The organism is Pseudomonas sp., assembly GCF_035497915.1.
In the GTDB taxonomy this organism is placed as follows: Bacteria; Pseudomonadota; Gammaproteobacteria; order Pseudomonadales; family Pseudomonadaceae; genus Serpens.
On sequence record NZ_DATJCS010000039.1, the window covers coordinates 61,070 to 79,489 of the forward strand.

Consider the following 18,420-nt stretch of genomic DNA (forward strand, 5'->3'; position numbering starts at 1 on the left):
CGTGAGAAATCCTTTCGATGAAACAATCAGTCCCTGGCGGCCGCCACCTGCGCCACGCCCAGGCGTACCCGGTTGACCAGCGTGAGCAGCAGCAGGGCGGCGAGCAGCAGCAGTACGCCGTTGATCCAGGCCGCCGGCAGCAGGCCGGCGGCGACCCCGGCGCCCAGCACGCCGAAGCAGAAGGCCCGGTCGCTCTTGCCCATCGGGCCATCGTAGCGGCGCGAGGCGCCGGCCAGCGGGCCCATCGCCCCGGCGTACTCGCTGAGCAGCGCGAGCAGCAGCACCAGCCCCAGCCACGCCGGACTCACGCCGGGCAGCAGCACGAAGGGCAGGTAGAGCGCGGTGTCCGAGACCAGGTCGCACAGCTCGTTGAGGTAGGCGCCCAGGGCGGTCTGCTGGTCGAACTCGCGGGCGAGCATGCCGTCGATGGCGTTCAGCGCCATGCGCAGGAACATCCACAGCGGAATCAGCGCGAACAGCCAGCGCTGTTCGGCAAAAACCGCCACCAGCGCGGCAATCGCCAGCGAGCCGGCGCAGGCGGCCAGGGTGACCTGGTTGGCGGTGATCCCGGCGCCGTGCAGGCGCCGCACCAGCGGGCGCAACAGGGCCTGGAAACGGGGTTTGAGCTGGTAGATGGAGGGCATGGCAGAGGTGTGTCGGGGCCGATGGGCGGGCCAGTATAGCCATGCGCCATGACTGCGCGTTTGCGCCAGCGCAGGAATGTGGCCCGCGTATCCGTGCGAAAACTTTACCTGTCCGTCCGTCCAGCCTGTGTCCCGTCGCGCTTAGCCACTACCATGGCGGTCTTCGAGGATGAGGACACTCCATGACCGCAGATCAGCCCCTGACGCCCGGCTTCATGATCGTCCACGGCAACCGCCTGGACGCGCTGCGCGAACTGGCGGTGGCCTGGATGGGGCGCTACCCGCTGCGCCCGCTGGAAAACGAAGTGGTGCTGGTGCACAGCAACGGCGTGGCGCAGTGGCTCAAGCAGGCGCTGGCCGAGGACCCGCGCGAGGACGGCGGCGGCTGCGGCATCGCCGCGGCCATCGACGTGCAGTTGCCGGCCGCCTTTCTCTGGCAGGCCTACCGCACGGTGCTCGGCCGCGAGGCGATTCCCCGTGTGTCCGTGCTCGACAAGGGCCCGCTGACCTGGCGGCTGATGCGCCTGCTGCCGGCGCTGCTGGAGCGCGACAGCTTCACCCCGCTGCGCCGCTTCCTCGCCGAGGACGACGACCTGCGCAAGCGCCACCAGCTGGCCGAGCGCCTGGCCGACCTGTTCGACCAGTATCAGGTATACCGCGCCGACTGGCTGGAGGACTGGGCCGCCGGCCGCGACCAGTTGCGCAAGGCCAACGGCCAGCAGCAGGCGCTGGGCGAGGAACAGCGCTGGCAGGCCGAACTGTGGCGCGCGCTGCTCGCCGACGTGGGCGCCGAGGGCCTGGCGCAGAGCCGCGCCGGCGTGCACCGGCGCTTCCTCGCCCGGCTGCGCGAGCTGAACGAAGCGCCGCGCGGCCTGCCGCGCCGGGTGATCGTGTTCGGCATTTCCTCGCTGCCGGCCCAGGCGCTGGAAGCCCTCGGCGCCCTGGCGCGCTTCAGCCAGGTGCTGCTCTGCGTGCACAACCCCAGCCGTCATCACTGGGCGGACATCGTGGCCGACAAGGATTTGCTGCGCCATCAGTACCGCCGCCAGCAGCGGCGTCCCGACATGCCCGCCGACCTGCCGGCCGAGCTGCTGCACCAGCACGCCCAGCCGCTGCTGGCCGCCTGGGGCAAGCAGGGCCGCGACTACATCAACCTGCTGGACAGCTACGACAGCCCCGACGATTACCGCGCGCTGTTTCCTGCCCAGCGCATCGACCTGTTCAGCGAGGACGCGCCGGCCACGCTGCTCGGCCAGCTGCAGGACGACATCCTCGAACTGCGCCCGCTGGCCGAGACCCGCGAACGCTGGCCCGCGCTGGAGCCGCAGCGGGACCGCTCGCTGCGCTTCCACATCGCCCACAGCCCGCAGCGCGAGGTGGAGATCCTCCACGACCAGCTGCTGGCACGCTTCAGCGCCGACCCCGGCCTGCATCCGCGCGACGTGATCGTCATGGTGCCGGACATCGACCGCTACACCCCGCACATCCAGGCGGTGTTCGGTCGGCTCGGTCGCGACGATGCGCGCTTCATCCCCTTCACCCTGGCCGACCAGGGTCGGCGCGGCCGCGAGCCGCTGCTGATCGCCGTCGAGCATTTGCTCAACCTGCCGGACAGCCGCTTCGCGGTCAGCGAGATCCTCGACCTGCTGGACGTGCCGGCGCTGCGCGCGCGCTTTGCCATCGCCGAGGGCGACCTGCCGCAGCTGCACCGCTGGATCGAGGGCGCCGGCGTGCGCTGGGGGCTGGACGCCGCGCAGCGCCAGCGCTTCGGCGTGCCGGCGAATCTGGAGCAGAACAGCTGGCTGTTTGGCCTGCGTCGCATGCTGCTCGGCTACGCGGTAGGCGAGGGCGCGCCGCTGGACGGCATCGAGCCCTACGCCGAGATCGGCGGTCTGGATGCGGCGCTGCTCGGCCCGCTGGTCACCCTGGTCGAGCGCCTGCAGCTGGCCTGGCGGGAACTCTCCCGGCCGGCCACCGCGCCGCAGTGGGGCGAACGCCTGCGTGCGCTGCTGGAGGTGTTCCTGCGCCCGAGCGACGAGCAGGACGAGCTGCTGCTCAGCCAGTTGCTCCAGGCCCTGGAGGGCTGGCTGGAGCAGTGCCGCGAGGCCGGGCTGCACGAGGAACTGCCGCTCACCGTGGTGCGCGAGGCCTGGCTCGGCGCGCTGGACCAGCCCAGCCTCGGCCAGCGCTTCCTCAGCGGCGCGGTGAACTTCTGCACCCTGATGCCGATGCGCGCCATTCCGTTCCGCGTGGTCTGCCTGCTGGGCATGAACGACGGCGACTACCCGCGCACCCAGGCGCCACTGGACTTCGACCTGATGGGCGGCGACTACCGCCCCGGCGACCGCTCGCGTCGCGAGGACGACCGCTACCTGCTGCTCGAAGCTCTGCTCTCGGCGCGCGAGCAGCTGTACGTCAGCTGGATCGGCCGCAGCGTGCGCGACAACAGCGCGAAGCCGCCGTCGGTGCTGATCGGTCAGCTGCGCGACCACCTGGCCGCCGGCTGGCGGCTGGCCGGCCGGGAAGATGATGACGAAGCGCTGCTCGCGGCGCTGACCTGCGAACACCCGCTGCAGCCGTTCAACGCCGCGTATTTCGGCGCCGATGGCGAGCTGTTCAGCTACGCCGGCGAATGGCTGGCGCTGCACCAGGGTGAAGCGGGCAAGCAGCCGGAAGGCGACCTGCCGCCGTACCCGGTGGACGGCGCCCTCGAGCTGGAAACCCTGCAGGACTTCCTGCGCAACCCGCTGCGCCAGTTCCATCAGCTGCGCCTGAAGCTCCACCTGCGCGACGGCGACCCGCCGCCGCCGGATGCGGAATGCTTCGAGCTGGACGGCCTGCAGCGCCACACGCTGCGCGACGCGCTGCTGCGCGCGGCCCTCGACGAGGCAGACGCGGAGGCTGTCCGCCAGCGTCTGCACCAGCAGGCCGCGCTGCTGCAGCGCAGCGGCCTGCTGCCGCTGTCCGGGTTCGGCGAGCTGCATGGCGCGGCGCTGCTGGAACCGCTGCCGGACCTGCTGGAGGCCCGCCGGCATCTGCTGACGCTGTGGCCCGAGGCGGTGGCCTCGCCCCAGGCGGTGAGCTTCCAGCACGGCGAGCTGACGGTTGGCGGCTGGCTGCCCGGGCTGCGCCGCAATGCCCTGGGCGAACTGCTCAGCCTGCGGGTGCAGCCCGGCGCGCTGGGCCTGCAGCCGAAGAAGCGCAAATGGCACCACCTGATGCGCCCCTGGGTAGCGCACCTGCTGGCCAGCGCCGGTCGCGTGCCGCTGCACACCGTCCTGCTCGGCAGCGACGGCGGCCTGCTGCTGGCGCCGCTGCCCGTGGCAACGGCGGAAAGCGCGCTGCGCGCGCTGCTGGATGCCTGGCTGCGCAACCTGCAGCAACCGCTGCCACTGGCGCCGAAGACCGCCTGCGCCTACCTGCTGGAAGGCGCCGACGAGGCGGGCCGCAGCGCCTATGAAGGCGCCTTCCGGACGCCCGGCGAGCGCGACGAAAGCGCCGACCTGCGCCGCTACTTCGCCGACTACGACAGCCTGCTGGCGGTCGACGGCGCACGCGATCTGTGGAACGCCCTGTACGGCCCGCTGGTGGCGGCCGACTGGCAGGCACTGGAGGTGCCGGCATGAGTGACAAACCCAACCTGGCGCTGGACCTGCCGCTCAAGGGCAGCCGGCTGATCGAGGCCAGCGCCGGCACCGGCAAGACCTTCACCATCTCCGCACTGTACGTGCGCCTGGTGCTCGGCCACGGCGGCGAAGCACGCGGCTTCGGCCGTTCGCTGCTGCCGCCGGAGATCCTCGTGGTGACCTTCACCGAAGCGGCCACCCAGGAGCTGCGTGACCGCATCCGCACGCGCCTGGCGCAGAGCGCCCGGCATTTCCGAGGTGAACTGGCCGACCCGGACGAGCTGCTGGTCGCCCTGCGCAACGAATACCCGCCAACCGACTGGCCGCGCTGCGCCCTGCGCCTGGACACCGCCGCGCAGTGGATGGACGAGGCCGCCGTGTCCACCATCCACAGCTGGTGCCAGCGCATGCTGCGCGAGCATGCCTTCGACAGCGGCAGCCTGTTCACCCAGACCCTGGAAACCGACCAGAGCGACCTGCTGGCCGAGGTGGTGAACGACTTCTGGCGCGCACACTTCTACCCGCTGCGCGGCGCCGCGCTGGCCTGGGTGCACCAGCACTGGGGCAGCCCCGCCGCGCTGCGCGAGCGGGTGCGGCCGCTGCTCGGGCTGAGCCTCGGCGTGGCGCATGCCGATATCCGCGCGCTGATCGAAACCGCGCTGGCCGAGCGTGGCCAGCGCCTGGCCGCGCTCAAGGAACCCTGGGCGCTGTGGGCCGAGGAGCTGCGCACGCTGCTGGATGACGCCTGCGCCCGCAAGGTCGTGGACGGCCGTCGCCTGCAGGCGCGCTGGTACAACGGCTGGTGCGACGCGCTCAAGGCCTGGGCCAGCGATCCCGAGGCGGTGAAGCTGGATCTCGGCACCGGCTTTGCGCGGCTGACCGCGGACGGCCTGCTGGAGGTCTGGAAGCAGGGCACGCCTTTCGAACATCCCTGCCTGCAGGCCATCGCCGAGCTGCGCGAAGCCCTGGCCGAACTGGCCGATCCCGACGAGGCGCTGCTGCGTCATGCCGTGCAGTGGATCGAACAGCGCTTCGACCGGGAAAAGCGCCAGCGCGCGCAGATCGGCTTCGACGACATGCTCACCCGCCTGGACGCCGCGCTGGCCGGCGACAGCGGCGCGCGGCTGGCCGAGGTGATCCGCCGGCAGTTCCCCATGGCGCTGATCGACGAATTCCAGGACACCGACCCGCTGCAGTACCGCATCTTCCAGCGCATCTACGGCATCGGCGAGGCGCGCGAGGACTGCGCCATCCTGCTGATCGGCGACCCCAAGCAGGCGATCTACGCCTTCCGCGGCGCTGACATCTTCACCTACCTGAAGGCGCGCGCCGCCACCGAAGGCCGCCACCACAGCCTGGACACCAACTTCCGCTCCAGCACGGCGCTGGTCGAGGCGGTCAACGGCCTGTTCCAGTTCGCCGAGCGGCAGCCGCGGGGCGCCTTCCTGTTCAAGGGCGAGGCGGGCAACCCGCTGCCGTTCCACCGCGTGGCCGCGCGCGGCCGTGCGGAAACGCTGGAGATCGACGGGCAGGCCCAGCCGGCGATGACCCTCTGGCACCTGGCCGAATCGGCGCCGATCAGCGGCGAGCGCTACCGGCGCGAACTGGCCGCCGCCAGCGCCACGCAGATCACCCGGCTGCTCACCCTCGGCCTGGTCGGCCAGGCCGGTTTCCGGCGCGCCGACGGCACGTTGCAGCCGCTGTGTCCGGCGGACATCGCCGTGCTGGTGCGCGACGGCCGCGAAGCCCGGGCCATCCGCCAGCAGCTGGCGCGGCGCGGGGTGCGCAGCGTCTACCTGTCGGACAAGAGTTCGGTGTTCGACAGCCAGGAGGCCGCCGACGTGCTGGCCTGGCTGCGCGCCTGCGCCGAGCCGGACGACGAGCGCCTGCTGCGCGCCGCGCTGGCCACCGTCACCCTCGGCCGCGCGCTGGCCGAGCTGCACGCGCTCACCGAGGACGAACTGGCCTGGGAAGCGCGGGTCATGCAGTTCCGCGGCTACCGCCAGCAATGGCGCCGGCAGGGCGTGCTGCCGATGCTGCGCCACCTGATGCAGGACTTCGCGCTGCCGCAGCGGCTGATGGCCGGCGACGACGGCGAACGCGCGCTGACCAACCTGCTGCACCTGGCCGAGCTGCTGCAGCAGGCCGCCGGCGAGCTGGACGGCGAGCAGGCGCTGATCCGCCACCTGGCCGAACACCTGGACGGCCAGGGGCAGGGCGCCGAGGAGCAGATCCTGCGCCTGGAAAGCGATGACGCGCTGGTGCGCGTGGTGACCATCCACAAGTCCAAGGGCCTGGAATACCCGCTGGTGTTCCTGCCGTTCATCTGCTCGCACCGCCCGGTGGAGGGCGAGCCGCCGCTGCGCTACCACGACGGGCAGGGCGAGCTGCGGGTGGACCTGCGCCCGGACGCCGCCGCCGTGGACCGCGCCGACCGCGAGCGCCTGGGCGAGGACCTGCGTCTGCTGTACGTGGCGCTGACCCGCGCCCGGCACGCCTGCTGGCTGGGGCTGGCCGAGCTCAAGCGTCGCCAGGGCAAGGAGTCCTGCCTGCACCGTTCGGCCATCGGCTACGTGCTGGCCGGCGGCGAGCCCTTCGAGCTGGCGCCCAGGCTGGGCGCGCTGCGGGCCGCCGATTCCGGTATCCAGCTGGCCGCGCCGCCGTCGCCCGACGAGCAACGCTTCTCGCCGCCGGCCGCCGACAACGCCGCGCTGCAGGCGCGCCTGCCCAAACGGCGCGCCCTGGAACACTGGTGGATCGCCTCCTACAGCGCCCTGGCGCTGGCCGGCGACGACGTGCTCGAGCCGCTCGAGGCCCCGGACAGTCCGGCCGCCCAGAAGATCCACGACGACGATGCGGAAAGCCGCGAGTTCGCCGGCGCGGCCGAGGGCGCCGAGCTGCACCGTTTCCCGCGCGGCCCGCAGCCCGGCACCTTCCTGCACGGCCTGCTGGAATGGGCCGGTCGCGAGGGCTTCGCCGAGGCGCTGGACAACCCCGCCGCGCGGCGCGAAATGCTCGCCCGCCGCTGCCAGCTGCGCGGCTGGCAGCAATGGATCGAGCCGCTGGACGCCTGGCTCGGGGACTATCTGCAGGTGCCGCTGACCCCCGGCGATCAGCCGCTGCGTCTGGCCGATCTCGGCCACTACCAGGTGGAGATGGAGTTCTGGTTCTCCAGCCGCCAGGTGGACGTGCAGCGCCTCGATGCCCTGGTGCGCGCCCACACCCTCGACGGCGCGCCGCGCCCGGCGCTGGCGCCGAGCCGGCTGAACGGCCTGTTCAAGGGCTTCATCGACCTGGTGTTCGAGTTCGAGGGGCGCTACTACGTGGCCGACTACAAGTCCAACTGGCTGGGCGGCGACACGCTCGCCTATGACGCCGAGGCCATGCGCCGGACCGTGCTGGAGAAGCGCTATGACCTGCAGTACGTGCTCTACCTGCTGGCCCTGCACCGCCAGCTCAAGGCGCGCCTGCCCGACTACGACTACGAGCGGCACATGGGCGGCGCGCTGTACCTGTTCCTGCGCGGTGGCGCCCACGGCGTGCATGCCGAACGGCCGCCACGCGCGCTGATCGAGGCGCTGGATCGCCTGTTTGCCGGCCATGCGGAGGTCTGCCCATGAATCTCGATCTGTTGGCCCGGCAACTGCGCGACGAGGCCTATCCCCTGCTTTCCCAGGTGCTGAGCGAGCGCGATCAATTGATCGCCCAACTGGATCTGTGGGTGCGCCGTGGCTGGTTGCGGCCGCTGGACCGCGCCTTCGTCGGTTTCCTGCGCGAACGCGAGCCACAGGCCTCGCCGCTGCTGTTGCTGGCCGCCGCGCTGGCCAGTCACCAGTTGGGCCAGGGTCATGTGTGTCTGGACCTGGCCGTCACCCTCGACGAACCGGATTTCGCACTGTCCCTTCCGCCCGAAGGGGAACAGGCCGGTGAAACGCGCCTGCCGTCGCAACTGCTCGCCGGCCTGGACCTGGCGCAGTGGCAGGCGGCGCTGGCCGCCAGCGCGCTGGTCGAGCAGTGGCAGGGTGGCGATCCGGCGCAGCAGGCCCGCCCGCTGCTGCTGTGCGACGGCCGCCTGTACCTGCGCCGCTACTGGAACTACGAACAGCGCGTGGCGCACAGCCTGCGCCAGCGATTGGCCGAGCCGCTGGCCGTGCCGGACGACCTGCCCGCGCGGCTGGATGCGCTGTTCCCGGCCGCCGACGCGGCGCGGGTCGACTGGCAGAAGCTCGCCTGCGCGCTGGCCGTGCGCGGTCGCTTCACGCTGATCACCGGCGGCCCCGGCACCGGCAAGACCACCACCGTGGTGCGCCTGCTGGCGCTGCTGCAGGCCCCGGCGGTGGCGGCGGGGCAGGCGCTGCGCATCCGCCTGGCGGCGCCGACCGGCAAGGCGGCGGCGCGGCTCACCGAATCCATCGGCCAGCAGGTGCGCACGCTGGCGGTGGACGCGGTGGTGCGCGCGGCCATTCCCCAGGAGGTGCTGACCCTGCACCGCCTGCTCGGCAGCCGCCCGGATACCCGCCAGTTCCGCCACCACGCCGGCAATCCGCTGGGGTTGGACGTGCTGGTGGTGGACGAGGCGTCGATGATCGACCTGGAAATGATGGCGCGCCTGCTCGACGCCCTGCCGGCCCATGCGCGGCTGATCCTGCTCGGCGACAAGGACCAGCTGGCCTCGGTGGAAGCCGGCGCGGTGCTCGGCGACCTGTGCCGTGACGCGGAGGCCGGCCATTACGATCCGTCCACTGGCGCCTGGCTGGAGCAGTTGGCCGGCCGGCCGCTGGACGAACCGGGCCTACTGCCGGGCGAGGCCGGCCGACGCCCACTGGCCCAGCAGACGGTGATGCTGCGCCACTCGCGGCGCTTCGGCGCCGACAGCGGCATCGGCCAGCTGGCGCGCCTGGTCAATCGCCAGGAGGCCGCGGCCGCCCGCCGCCTGCTGGCACAGGGCGTGGCGGACGTGCACGCCCTGCGCGGCGGGCCGGCCGCCCTGGCGCGGCTGATCAGCCAGGGCCATGAGGGTGCGCCGGGCTACGCGCATTACCTGCGCGAGCTGCAGGCCGGGCGCCCGCTGGACATGGAGCCGCTGAACGGCCCGGCCTGGCAGGATTGGGCGAATTCGGTGCTCGGCGCCTTCGACCGCTTCCGCCTGCTCTGCGCGCTGCGCAAGGGCGACTGGGGCGTGCAGGGGCTGAACCTGCGCGTGCAGGAGGAACTGCAGCGCCAGGGGCTGATCGATCCCGCCCACGAATGGTACGAGGGCCGGCCGGTGCTGGTGACCCGCAACGATTACGGGCTGGGCCTGATGAACGGCGACATCGGCATCGCCCTGCGCCTGCCCGGCCAGGACGGCGCGCCGCTGTTGCGGGTGGCCTTCCCGCGCAACGACGGCTCCGGCGGCGTGCGCTTCGTGCTGCCCAGCCGCCTCACCGCCGTGGAGACGGTGTTCGCCATGACCGTGCACAAGTCCCAGGGCTCGGAGTTCGCCCACACCGCGCTGGTGCTGCCGGACGCCCTGAATCCGGTGCTGACCAAGGAACTGCTGTACACCGCCATCACCCGTGCCCGCGAACGGTTCACCCTGGTGGAACCGCGCGCCGGGGTGTTCGAGGCGGCGGTGCAGCGCCGGGTACGGCGGGTCAGCGGGCTGGGGGTGGAGCTATAGGGCGATGGAATTTGTAGGAGCGGCTTCAGCCGCGATGCTCTTGCGGGACCCACCCAGAAGCATCGCGGCTGAAGCCGCTCCTACCACCCCGCCTCGGCCATCTCGGCGGCCAGCGGACTGCGCGCGTCCCGACTCCAGGCCAGACGCACCTCGTTGTCGGGCAGGAAGTGCACATGCAGGAACGTCTCGTCGGGCTGGCGCGGCGGGTTGGCGACCTGCCGCTCATGATCATCCGTGTCGATGGTGCGCACCCACTGGTCTTGATAGACGAGAATGTGGTGCCCCGGCGTATAGACGAGCAGCTTCGGATTGAGGTGGGTCACCACCTCGGTGTGGTAATCGGGCGTGCGGCGAGTTCGCCAGCGCACCGTCAGCGGGTCGCCACTGACCCGCACGCAGCACTTGGGACGCTTGCTGTCGCCCCACGCCTCACCGACCCGGTAGAACATGTCGAAGTCGCGGCCGCTGTGGTTGTGCATGACCAGCGTCTTGTCGAGGGGGTTGATGACTTCGTACAGCAGCTGCGCCGCGAACAGCAGCGGCCAGAACAGAAAGCCCAGATACCAGGCCGCCGAGTCGTTCGGTGGCGGGCCGTACTCGTTTTCCTTGGGTTGTCCCGGCGCGGACACGAGTATCGCCCACAGCGGTTTGGCCAGCACGAACCAGCCGCCGCTGCGCCCCAGATCATGCCATCGTCGGGCCGCCGCCCCGGCAACGGCGAACAGCAGGTAGAGGAAGGCAATCAGCATCGCCGGGTATTCCACCCACGTCGGGGCGTTCAGCCAGTCCACCAGAAAGGCCACCAGCACCACGGGCCACCAGGCCAGGGAGGCGATCGCCAGGAGCTTCACCCGTCCGATGCGCCCGTGGGCGCTCAGCAGATCGGAGAACAGGAATACCAGCACTGCGCCGCAACCGCGCGTGAGTGCCCGCCCCGTGTTGGCCAGCCACTGCTCCATGTCGTCCCCGTATTCCTGTCGAAGTGCGGGATTATCCCGCATCGAAACCTGTGGCAGCGGCTTCAGTCGCGAGGGTTCGCCCGAACAGCATCGGGGCTGAAGCCCCTCCTACAAACGATGTGGCCCTAGGTCCTGACCGTCAGGCTTTCCAGCTTCTGCCTTGGCAACGGCCGCACGCGCCAGTCCAGCTCGGCGGCCGGCAGAGGCCGGCCGAACCAGTAGCCTTGGCCGAGGCCGCAGCCGTAGCGGGCCAGCAGCGCGGCCTGGGCGGGCGACTCGATGCCTTCGGCCACCACGGCCAGGCCCAGGCTGTTGGCCAGGGCGATGATCGCCCGGGTGATGGCGGCGTCGTCCTCGTCATCGGGCAGGCCGGCGATGAAGCCCTGATCGATCTTCAGCTTGTCCACCGGCAGGCTCTTCAGACGCAGCAGCGACGAATAACCGGTGCCGAAGTCGTCGATGGACAGGCGCACGCCGAGGTTGCTCAGCCGCCGCAGTTGCTCGCAGGCGGCGTCCGGGTCGTGCATCACCGCGCTCTCGGTGACTTCCAGCTCCAGGCAGCCGGAGCGCAGTCCGGTTTCCGCCAGCACGCGGCGCACGTGCTCCTCCAGCTCGCCACGGCTGAACAGGCGGCTGGAAACGTTCACCGCAATGAAGTCGATATCGACGCCCGCATCCTGCCAGGCGCGCATCTGCCGGCAGGCGGCGCCGAGCACCCAGGTGTCGATGGCGGCGATCAGGCCGTTTTCCTCTGCCAGCGGAATGAAATGGCCGGGCGGGATCATGCCCTGGACCGGGTGCTTCCAGCGCACCAGGGTTTCCACGCCGCGTACATGGCCGCTTTGCAGATCGAGAATCGGCTGGAAGTGGATCAGCAACTGATTCTGTTCGATGGCCTGGCGCAGCGCGGCGCCCAGCTCCATGCGCTGGCGCGCCTGCAGGGTCAGTTCCTGGGTGTAGAAGGCGTAGGTCTGTCGGCCGCTGTGCTTGGCCTTGAACAGCGCGGAGTCGGCGTTGCGGATCAGCTGGTCGAGCTGGGTGCCATCCTCGGGAAACAGCGCGATGCCGATGCTGGTGGTCAGGAACAGCGTGGCGCCGGCGATCTGGAACGGTGCGTGCAGGCTTTGCAGCACGGCTTCGGCCAGGCGCGTGGCCTGTTCCGCGCCGCCGCAGTCCTCGCAGAGCAGGGCGAACTCGTCGCCGCCCAGGCGCGCCACGGTCAGGCCCTGGCCCACCGCCGCCAGGCGCTCGGCCACCTTCTTGAGCACCTCGTCGCCGGTGCTGTGGCTGAGGCTTTCGTTGATGTCCTTGAACAGATCCAGGTCCAGCAGCAGCACGCAGCCCCCCGACGGGCCCTTGGTGCGGCGCTCCAGGGCGTGCTGCACGCGCTCGTTGAACAGCAGGCGGTTGGGCAGCCCGGTCAGCGGGTCGTGGTGGGCCAGGTGGTCCAGCTCCTGCTGGGTCTGCTTCATGGCGCTGATGTCGGAGAAGATCGCCACATAGTGGGTCAGTTCGTCGAACTCGTTGCGAATGGCATGGATTCGCTGCCATTGCGGAAAGATCTCGCCGTTCTTGCGGCGGTTCCAGATCTCGCCGCTCCAGCTGCCATGGGCCTGCAGTTCGCCCCAGACGATGTTGTAGAAGCTGCGGTCGTGACGGCCGGACTTGAACAGGCTGGGCGTGTTGCCCAGCACTTCGGCCTCGGTGTAGCCGGTGATGCGCTCGAAGGCCCGGTTCACGTGAATGATGCGGTTCTGCGTGTTGGTGATCACCACCCCTTCGAGGGTGTTGTCGAACACGGCGGCCGATTGCCGCAGGCGGTTTTCATGCTGGCGGCGCACCTGCAGCTCGTCATCGAGTCGACGGCGTTGCAGGCGCAGGAACAGGTAGAGCAGCAGGGTGCTGATGACCACGAAGATCAGACCCTTGTAGGTCTGCCAGGCGTAGTACTGCTCGCCGGGGCCAAGCCAGCGCAGCAACAGCTGGTTGCTGAGGAGAACCCAGAGCGTGGAGCCCAGGGCATAGCCCACCGTCAGTAGGAGGGCATTCGGGAACGCTTTCATAGTGAACTGCAAGCGCCGGCGGGAATAGGCGCGGCAGTATACGGAAGTTCACTCGGCGCGACGACTGGCGAAAAGTTACCTTCGATCCGCAGTCGCTTGATCCGTGGCAACGAAACGGCGGGACCTTGGCGCCAGAATGCCGCGAACACCCGCGAAGGGCCGGCGCTCGGAAACCCTCCGGCGCATCGAAGAGTGAACCGGCTCGCCTTTTCGACCGCAACATTGGCCTTCGGTAGGCTTCAAAACCCGATTTTTTTCTGTCATAAAGACCCGCACCTAACTTTTGTTGTGGTTTGTAACAGGTTCGAATGCCTGGCCAACCGGAAGGCACAACAGGCAGGTGAAAGGCCGAGCGGTACCGTTGGGGACGGTCGGTCGCGAATATCGTCGGAACGCTGGGGGGAAAGGCGTGCCGACCGATGCGCTCGAAGACGGGCAAAACCCGGCTCGATAAAACCAAAACTGGAGTAAGAACAAATGAAAAAAACTGCCGTGGCTGTAGCCGTAGCCGCCAGCGCTCTGGGCATGAGCCAGTTCGCTGCCGCTGATTTCGTCAAGGACAGCAAGCTGAGCCTGGACCTGCGTAACTATTACTTCACCCAGGATGACCAGAACACCACCATGACGGATGGTGGCCAATGGGCCCAGGGCTTCATGCTCAATTACAAGTCCGGGTACACCGCAGGCACTGTCGGCTTCGGTGTCGATCTGTTCGGTGGCGCCGGCTATGAACTGGCAGAGCATGGCGACGATACCGGTCAGCTGATCTCTGCAAATCAGGACCGTCTGAACAAGGCCGGCGCGACCGTGAAGGCCCGTGTTGGCAACACCAACGCTTATGCCGGTGCCCTGCGCCCCAACACTCCGGTTTTTGTCGCCAACGACGCGCGCCTGCTGCCGCAATTGGTTGAAGGCGTACTGGTCACCAACCAGGACATCGCCAATCTGACCCTGACCGCCGGTCATGTCACCAAGGTATCGCAGCGTAACAACGACGATTGGCAGGACCTGAATGACATCGCGGGCGAGTTCTCTCTGCTCGGTGCCGACTACAAGGTCATGGACGGTCTGACTGCGCAGTACTATTACGGAAACGTTCAAGACGTTTACCAGCAGCATTTCGCCGGCCTGAAGTATTCCGCCGCCATGGGCGCCGGCAAGTTGGGCGCGGATGTTCGTTTCTTCAATACCAAGGACGAAGGTGCCGACGACGCTAACAATCTGTGGAGCGTGCTGGTCAACTACTCCGTGTCGGGTCATACCGTAGGCCTTGGCTATCAGCAAAGCTCCGAAGACGGCCGGTTCCGTGCCATCGGCCCGAGCAAGTACATCATCACCGAGCGCATGACTGGTCCGGGCGCGATGGATAACCCGGATGAGTCCGTGACCCTGGTCAGCTACGGCTTCGACTTCGGCACCGTGGGTGTCAAGGGTCTGAACGCCAGCGTGATTCATCAGATGGGTGACGGCGGTGTTCTGAACCGCGACCACACCGAAACCGACCTGGTGGTGGGCTACACCGTGCAGGAAGGTGAGTTCAAGGGCCTGGGCGCTCGTCTGATGCACGGCATGTATGACGGCGACGGTTCCGGCGACGTCGACCAAACCCGCTTCATCGTGAACTACAGCATCCCGCTGATGTAATCGCGCTGCGCGGTAACCGAACCCCTGTTGCCTCCCGGCGGCAGGGGTTTTTGTTTGCCGGCGCGGCATGCGCCCGTTCGCCCTGGTTACGCTACCTGTGGGGCCGGGTTTATCCCGGCCGACGGCGGTGTGAGCGTCACCAAGGCGCGGTATTCCACTCCGCTGGCCGGCGTAAAGCCGGCCCCACAGGGTTGTTCGTGTGCGGGGCCGGCTGGTGCCGGCCTTACAAACGCCCTGGGGTTCGCCTGCGCGCTAACCCTACCTTTTCTCCTCCGCCTTGACGCATATCAATATGGCCCTATGCCGCTATCGGCATCTTTGGTCTAACCCCGATAAGCAGTAGGAGCCCCCGACCATGTTCAAACCCGTGATGCTGGCCCTGGGCCTGAGCGTAAGCGTCGGCGCCATCGCCGCGCCGAGCAACGAACCGATTCAACCGATCCAGCCGGCCAAGGTGACCAGCCAGGCCAAGGTGGAGCTGGGCAAGCAGCTGTTCTTCGATCCGCGCCTGTCCAAGTCCGGCTTCATTTCCTGCAACTCCTGCCACAACCTGTCCATGGGTGGCAGCGACAACCTGCCGTCGTCCATCGGTCACAACTGGCAGCAGGGCCCGATCAACTCGCCGACCGTGCTGAACTCCAGCCTGAACCTGGCGCAGTTCTGGGATGGCCGCGCGGCTGACCTGAAGGCCCAGGCCGGCGGCCCGATCGCCAACCCGATGGAAATGGGCTTCACCCACAACCTGGCCGTGGACGTGCTGGATTCCATCCCGCAGTACAAGGAATCCTTCAAAAAGGTCTACGGCAAGAACAGCATCGACATCGATCAGGTGACCGACGCCATCGCCGCCTTCGAAGAGACCCTGGTGACGCCGAACTCGCGCTTCGACAAGTGGCTCAAGGGCGACAAGAAGGCGCTGAACAAGGACGAACTGGCCGGCTACCAGCTGTTCAAGGACGTGGGCTGCACCGCCTGCCACAACGGCAGCGCCGTGGGCGGCAACTCCTTCCAGAAGATGGGTCTGGTCGAGGCCTATGCCACCAAGAACCCGGCCGAAGGTGTCGCCGGCCTGACCGGCAATGACGCCGACCGCATGAAGTTCAAGGTGCCGACCCTGCGCAACGTCGAGCTGACCTACCCCTACTTCCACGACGGTGCCTACTGGAACCTGGAAGAAGCCGTGGACGTGATGGCCCGTCTGCAGCTGGGTCGCAAGCTGGAGCAGAAGCAGATCGCCCAGATCACGGCCTTCCTGAAGACCCTGACCGGCGAGCAGCCGAGTTTCGCGCTGCCGATCCTGCCGCCGTCCACCGCCAAGACCCCGCGTCCGCAGCCGTTCAACTGATCGGCCAGGCGTGACGAAAAACCCCGGTGCCGCAAGGCCCGGGGTTTTTTGTTGTCAGCGCAATGAACTCTTCACTCTGTAGGGCCGGGTTTATCCCGGCCAAAGGCCGGCGTCGGCCGGCCCCGAATACGAGGCCCAGACTCCGTCGGCCGGCGTAAAGCCGGCCCTACAGGGGAAATGACCCCGTTCCTCAGCCGGGTGGCTCCCGACGGCCGAAAAGCGCCGAGCGCCCTACGTCTGTTGATGCCAAGGCGTCGCGGCACAAAACCGACCCTCAACCCTGCCCCTGCCGATACTGCAGCGCCTCGGCCAGGTGTTGGCGGCCGATGTGTTCGCATGCCTCGAGATCGGCCAGGGTGCGCGCCACCTTGAGCAGGCGGTGGGCCGAGCGCAGCGACAGACCCAGGCGTTCGCAGGCCTTTTCCAGCCAGAGGCGGTCTTCATCCGCCAGCGCGCAATGCCGGCGCAGTCCCGGCAGGTCGAGAAAGGCGTTGGCGCAGCCCTGTCGGGCCTGCTGGCGCACCCGTGCACGGGCCACCTGGTCGGCTGCCTGCGGGGTGCTCTGCGGCATCGTCTCGGCGGGTGCGAGCTGGGTGGTCTCGCGGGCCACCGTGACATGCAGGTCGATGCGGTCGAGCAGCGGCCCGGACAGCTTGTTGCGGTAGCGCTGCACCTGCTCCGGCGTGCAGCGGCAGCGGCCGGCGGGATCACCCAGGTAGCCGCACGGGCAGGGGTTCATCGCGGCAACCAGCTGGAAGCGCGCCGGGAAGCGCAGCTTTTCCGTGGCGCGGGCGATGACGATTTCGCCGCTTTCCAGCGGCTCGCGCAGCACTTCCAGCACCTTGCGGTCGAATTCGGGCAACTCATCGAGGAACAGCACACCCTGGTGGGCGAGGGTGATTTCGCCCGGACGCGGCCGACTGCCACCGCCGACCAGCGCGGGGCCCGAGGCGCTGTGGTGGGGATTGCGGAACGGGCGCTGTGGCCAATGACTCAGCGGGGTATGGGCGGCCACCGAATGGATGGCGGCCACTTCCAGGGCTTCGGACTCCTCCAGCGGCGGCAGCAGCCCGGGCAGGCGGCTGGCCAGCAGCGTCTTGCCGGTGCCGGGTGGGCCGCTGAGCAGCAGGTTGTGGGCGCCTGACGCCGCCACCAGCAGGGCGCGCTTGGCGGCCAACTGGCCGTGCACGTCGGCGAGATCCGGGTAGGGTTGCGTCTGGCGCAGCAGCCCTTGGGCCTGGTAGGGCGCCAGCGGCTCCTGGCCGGTGAGGTGCGCGGCCAGCTGCAACAGATGTTCGACCGCATACACCTCCAACCCCGAGGCCAGGCTGGCCTCCTCGGCGTTCTGTGTGGCGACGATCAGCTTGCGCCCCGCCGCGCGCGCGGCCAGCGCGGCCGGCAGCACGCCGCGTACCGGGCGCAGTTCGCCGGACAGCGCCAGCTCGCCCAGGCACTCGTAATGGCAGAGGGGTTCGTTGGGTACCTGGCCGCTGGCGGCGAGAATGCCCAGGGCGATGGCCAGGTCGAAGCGGCCGCCGTCCTTGGGCAGGTCGGCCGGCGCCAGAGACAGGGTGATGCGCCGTTGCGGGTAGTCGAAGCCGCAACAGAGCAGGGCGCTGCGCACGCGGTCCTTGCTTTCGCGCACGCTGGTTTCCGGCAGGCCGACCAGGGTCAGCGAGGGCAGGCCGTTGGCCAGGTGGGCTTCGACGCTGACGGCCGGCGCCTCGACGCCCACCAGGGCGCGACTGTGAACCAGGGCCAGGGACATGCATCACTCCTTGATGATGGGGCTCCACGTCCATGCGGAGCCTTCGAACGGCCGGATGTCGGCGTGACTCAGGTCTGCTCGGTGCGCTGCGCTTCCAGCTCCGCTACGCGGGCTTCGAGCGCTTCCAGGCGGGCGCGGGTGCGGGCCAGCACCACCATCTGGCTGTCGAACTCGTCGCGACTGACCAGGTCCAGCTTGCTGAAGGCGCTCTGCAGCAGGGCCTTGAGGCGGGATTCCAGCTCCGCGGGCGGCAGCGGGGTTTCGCCGCCAATCAGGCGGGCAGCCTGGTTGCTGATGGCATCGAACAAGGCTTTGGGCGGCAGCATGGACGGCTCCTGAAGAAAGTCGGCGGGCAGTTTAGCGCAGAACGGCGGGGCGGGAACTCGTGGGGCCCGGTTTATCCCGGCCCTGGTGGTGGGGCCCTCGGCCCCGTCGGCCGGCGTAAAGCCGGCCCTACAAGTGTGCCTGAACGGATGTGGCTGGCCGGCACTGAGGGTTGGCCAGGAAACCTGTGGGGCCGGGTTGATCCCGGCCGCCGCGACGCTTCGACTAAAGCCTATGGCTATGCACGTAAAAGACGCACCGAGGCAAGCGGCAGTGCGCCATGTTGGTGCGCTGCCGCCGGTCGGCAACCCTCGTCAATCGCTGCAGCCCGCGTGGGCCGTGGCCTGCGAGCACCTGGCAAGCTTTTCGCTATATCCCGAGTGTC

The 18,420-nt window shown here is 69.0% G+C and carries 10 protein-coding genes; 5 read left to right on the forward strand and 5 right to left on the reverse strand.

The features are described from left to right. Positions 1-26: 26 nt before the first annotated feature. Positions 27-644 carry a CDP-alcohol phosphatidyltransferase family protein gene (locus VL129_RS12255; protein ID WP_325413099.1) on the reverse strand — a complete coding sequence of 206 codons (618 nt, stop codon included), beginning with the start codon at positions 642-644 and terminating at the stop codon, positions 27-29. Positions 645-826: 182 nt separating this feature from the next. Here VL129_RS12255 and recC point away from each other — a divergent pair, with 182 nt between their 5' ends. The 3 genes from recC to recD are packed head-to-tail and all read left to right on the forward strand — an operon-like array spanning position 827 to position 9,932. After that, positions 827-4,270, forward strand: coding sequence for an exodeoxyribonuclease V subunit gamma (gene recC / locus VL129_RS12260; RefSeq protein ID WP_325413100.1), 3,444 nt, complete (start codon positions 827-829; stop codon positions 4,268-4,270). Further along, on the forward strand, positions 4,267-7,890 hold the full coding sequence (gene recB / locus VL129_RS12265) for an exodeoxyribonuclease V subunit beta (protein WP_325413101.1): 3,624 nt from the start codon (positions 4,267-4,269) through the stop codon (positions 7,888-7,890). The genes recC and recB overlap by 4 nt, the downstream gene beginning before the upstream one ends. Beyond that, complete coding sequence (gene recD, locus VL129_RS12270) at positions 7,887-9,932, forward strand: exodeoxyribonuclease V subunit alpha (RefSeq protein ID WP_325413102.1); 2,046 nt, start codon at positions 7,887-7,889, stop codon at positions 9,930-9,932. The genes recB and recD overlap by 4 nt, the downstream gene beginning before the upstream one ends. An 80-nt stretch (positions 9,933-10,012) precedes the next feature. Here recD and VL129_RS12275 read toward each other — a convergent pair whose 3' ends face one another. Both VL129_RS12275 and dibA read right to left on the reverse strand, forming a co-directional pair. Beyond that, positions 10,013-10,891, reverse strand: a complete 879-nt coding sequence (locus VL129_RS12275; RefSeq protein ID WP_325413103.1) for a DUF805 domain-containing protein — start codon at positions 10,889-10,891, stop codon at positions 10,013-10,015. A 125-nt stretch (positions 10,892-11,016) separates the two neighbouring features. Beyond that, a complete protein-coding gene (gene dibA / locus VL129_RS12280) occupies positions 11,017-12,954 on the reverse strand; it encodes a phosphodiesterase DibA (RefSeq protein ID WP_325413104.1) in 1,938 nt (645 codons plus the stop codon). Positions 12,955-13,431: 477 nt separating this feature from the next. On the opposite strand from dibA, the gene VL129_RS12285 reads away from it, so the two are divergent. Further along, positions 13,432-14,598 (forward strand): OprD family outer membrane porin, encoded by a 1,167-nt coding sequence (locus VL129_RS12285; protein WP_325413105.1) that lies wholly within the window; start codon positions 13,432-13,434, stop codon positions 14,596-14,598. A 370-nt stretch (positions 14,599-14,968) separates the two neighbouring features. After that, positions 14,969-15,943, forward strand: a complete 975-nt coding sequence (locus VL129_RS12290) for a cytochrome-c peroxidase (protein WP_325413304.1) — start codon at positions 14,969-14,971, stop codon at positions 15,941-15,943. Positions 15,944-16,217: 274 nt separating this feature from the next. Here VL129_RS12290 and VL129_RS12295 read toward each other — a convergent pair whose 3' ends face one another. Then, entirely contained in the window at positions 16,218-17,711 is a 1,494-nt protein-coding gene (locus VL129_RS12295; protein WP_325413106.1) for a YifB family Mg chelatase-like AAA ATPase, read from the reverse strand. A 68-nt stretch (positions 17,712-17,779) separates the two neighbouring features. After that, complete coding sequence (locus VL129_RS12300) at positions 17,780-18,037, reverse strand: accessory factor UbiK family protein (RefSeq protein WP_325413107.1); 258 nt, start codon at positions 18,035-18,037, stop codon at positions 17,780-17,782. Positions 18,038-18,420 lie beyond the last annotated feature (383 nt).

Bases quoted from the DNA above. Each gene is read 5' to 3' on its own strand.
- VL129_RS12255 (WP_325413099.1), bottom strand. From the start codon at position 644: ATGCCCTCCATCTACCAGCTCAAACCCCGTTTCCAGGCCCTGTTGCGC.
- recC (WP_325413100.1), top strand. From the start codon at position 827: ATGACCGCAGATCAGCCCCTGACGCCCGGCTTCATGATCGTCCACGGC.
- recB (WP_325413101.1), top strand. From the start codon at position 4,267: ATGAGTGACAAACCCAACCTGGCGCTGGACCTGCCGCTCAAGGGCAGC.
- recD (WP_325413102.1), top strand. From the start codon at position 7,887: ATGAATCTCGATCTGTTGGCCCGGCAACTGCGCGACGAGGCCTATCCC.
- VL129_RS12275 (WP_325413103.1), bottom strand. From the start codon at position 10,891: ATGGAGCAGTGGCTGGCCAACACGGGGCGGGCACTCACGCGCGGTTGC.
- dibA (WP_325413104.1), bottom strand. From the start codon at position 12,954: ATGAAAGCGTTCCCGAATGCCCTCCTACTGACGGTGGGCTATGCCCTG.
- VL129_RS12285 (WP_325413105.1), top strand. From the start codon at position 13,432: ATGAAAAAAACTGCCGTGGCTGTAGCCGTAGCCGCCAGCGCTCTGGGC.
- VL129_RS12290 (WP_325413304.1), top strand. From the start codon at position 14,969: ATGCTGGCCCTGGGCCTGAGCGTAAGCGTCGGCGCCATCGCCGCGCCG.
- VL129_RS12295 (WP_325413106.1), bottom strand. From the start codon at position 17,711: ATGTCCCTGGCCCTGGTTCACAGTCGCGCCCTGGTGGGCGTCGAGGCG.
- VL129_RS12300 (WP_325413107.1), bottom strand. From the start codon at position 18,037: ATGCTGCCGCCCAAAGCCTTGTTCGATGCCATCAGCAACCAGGCTGCC.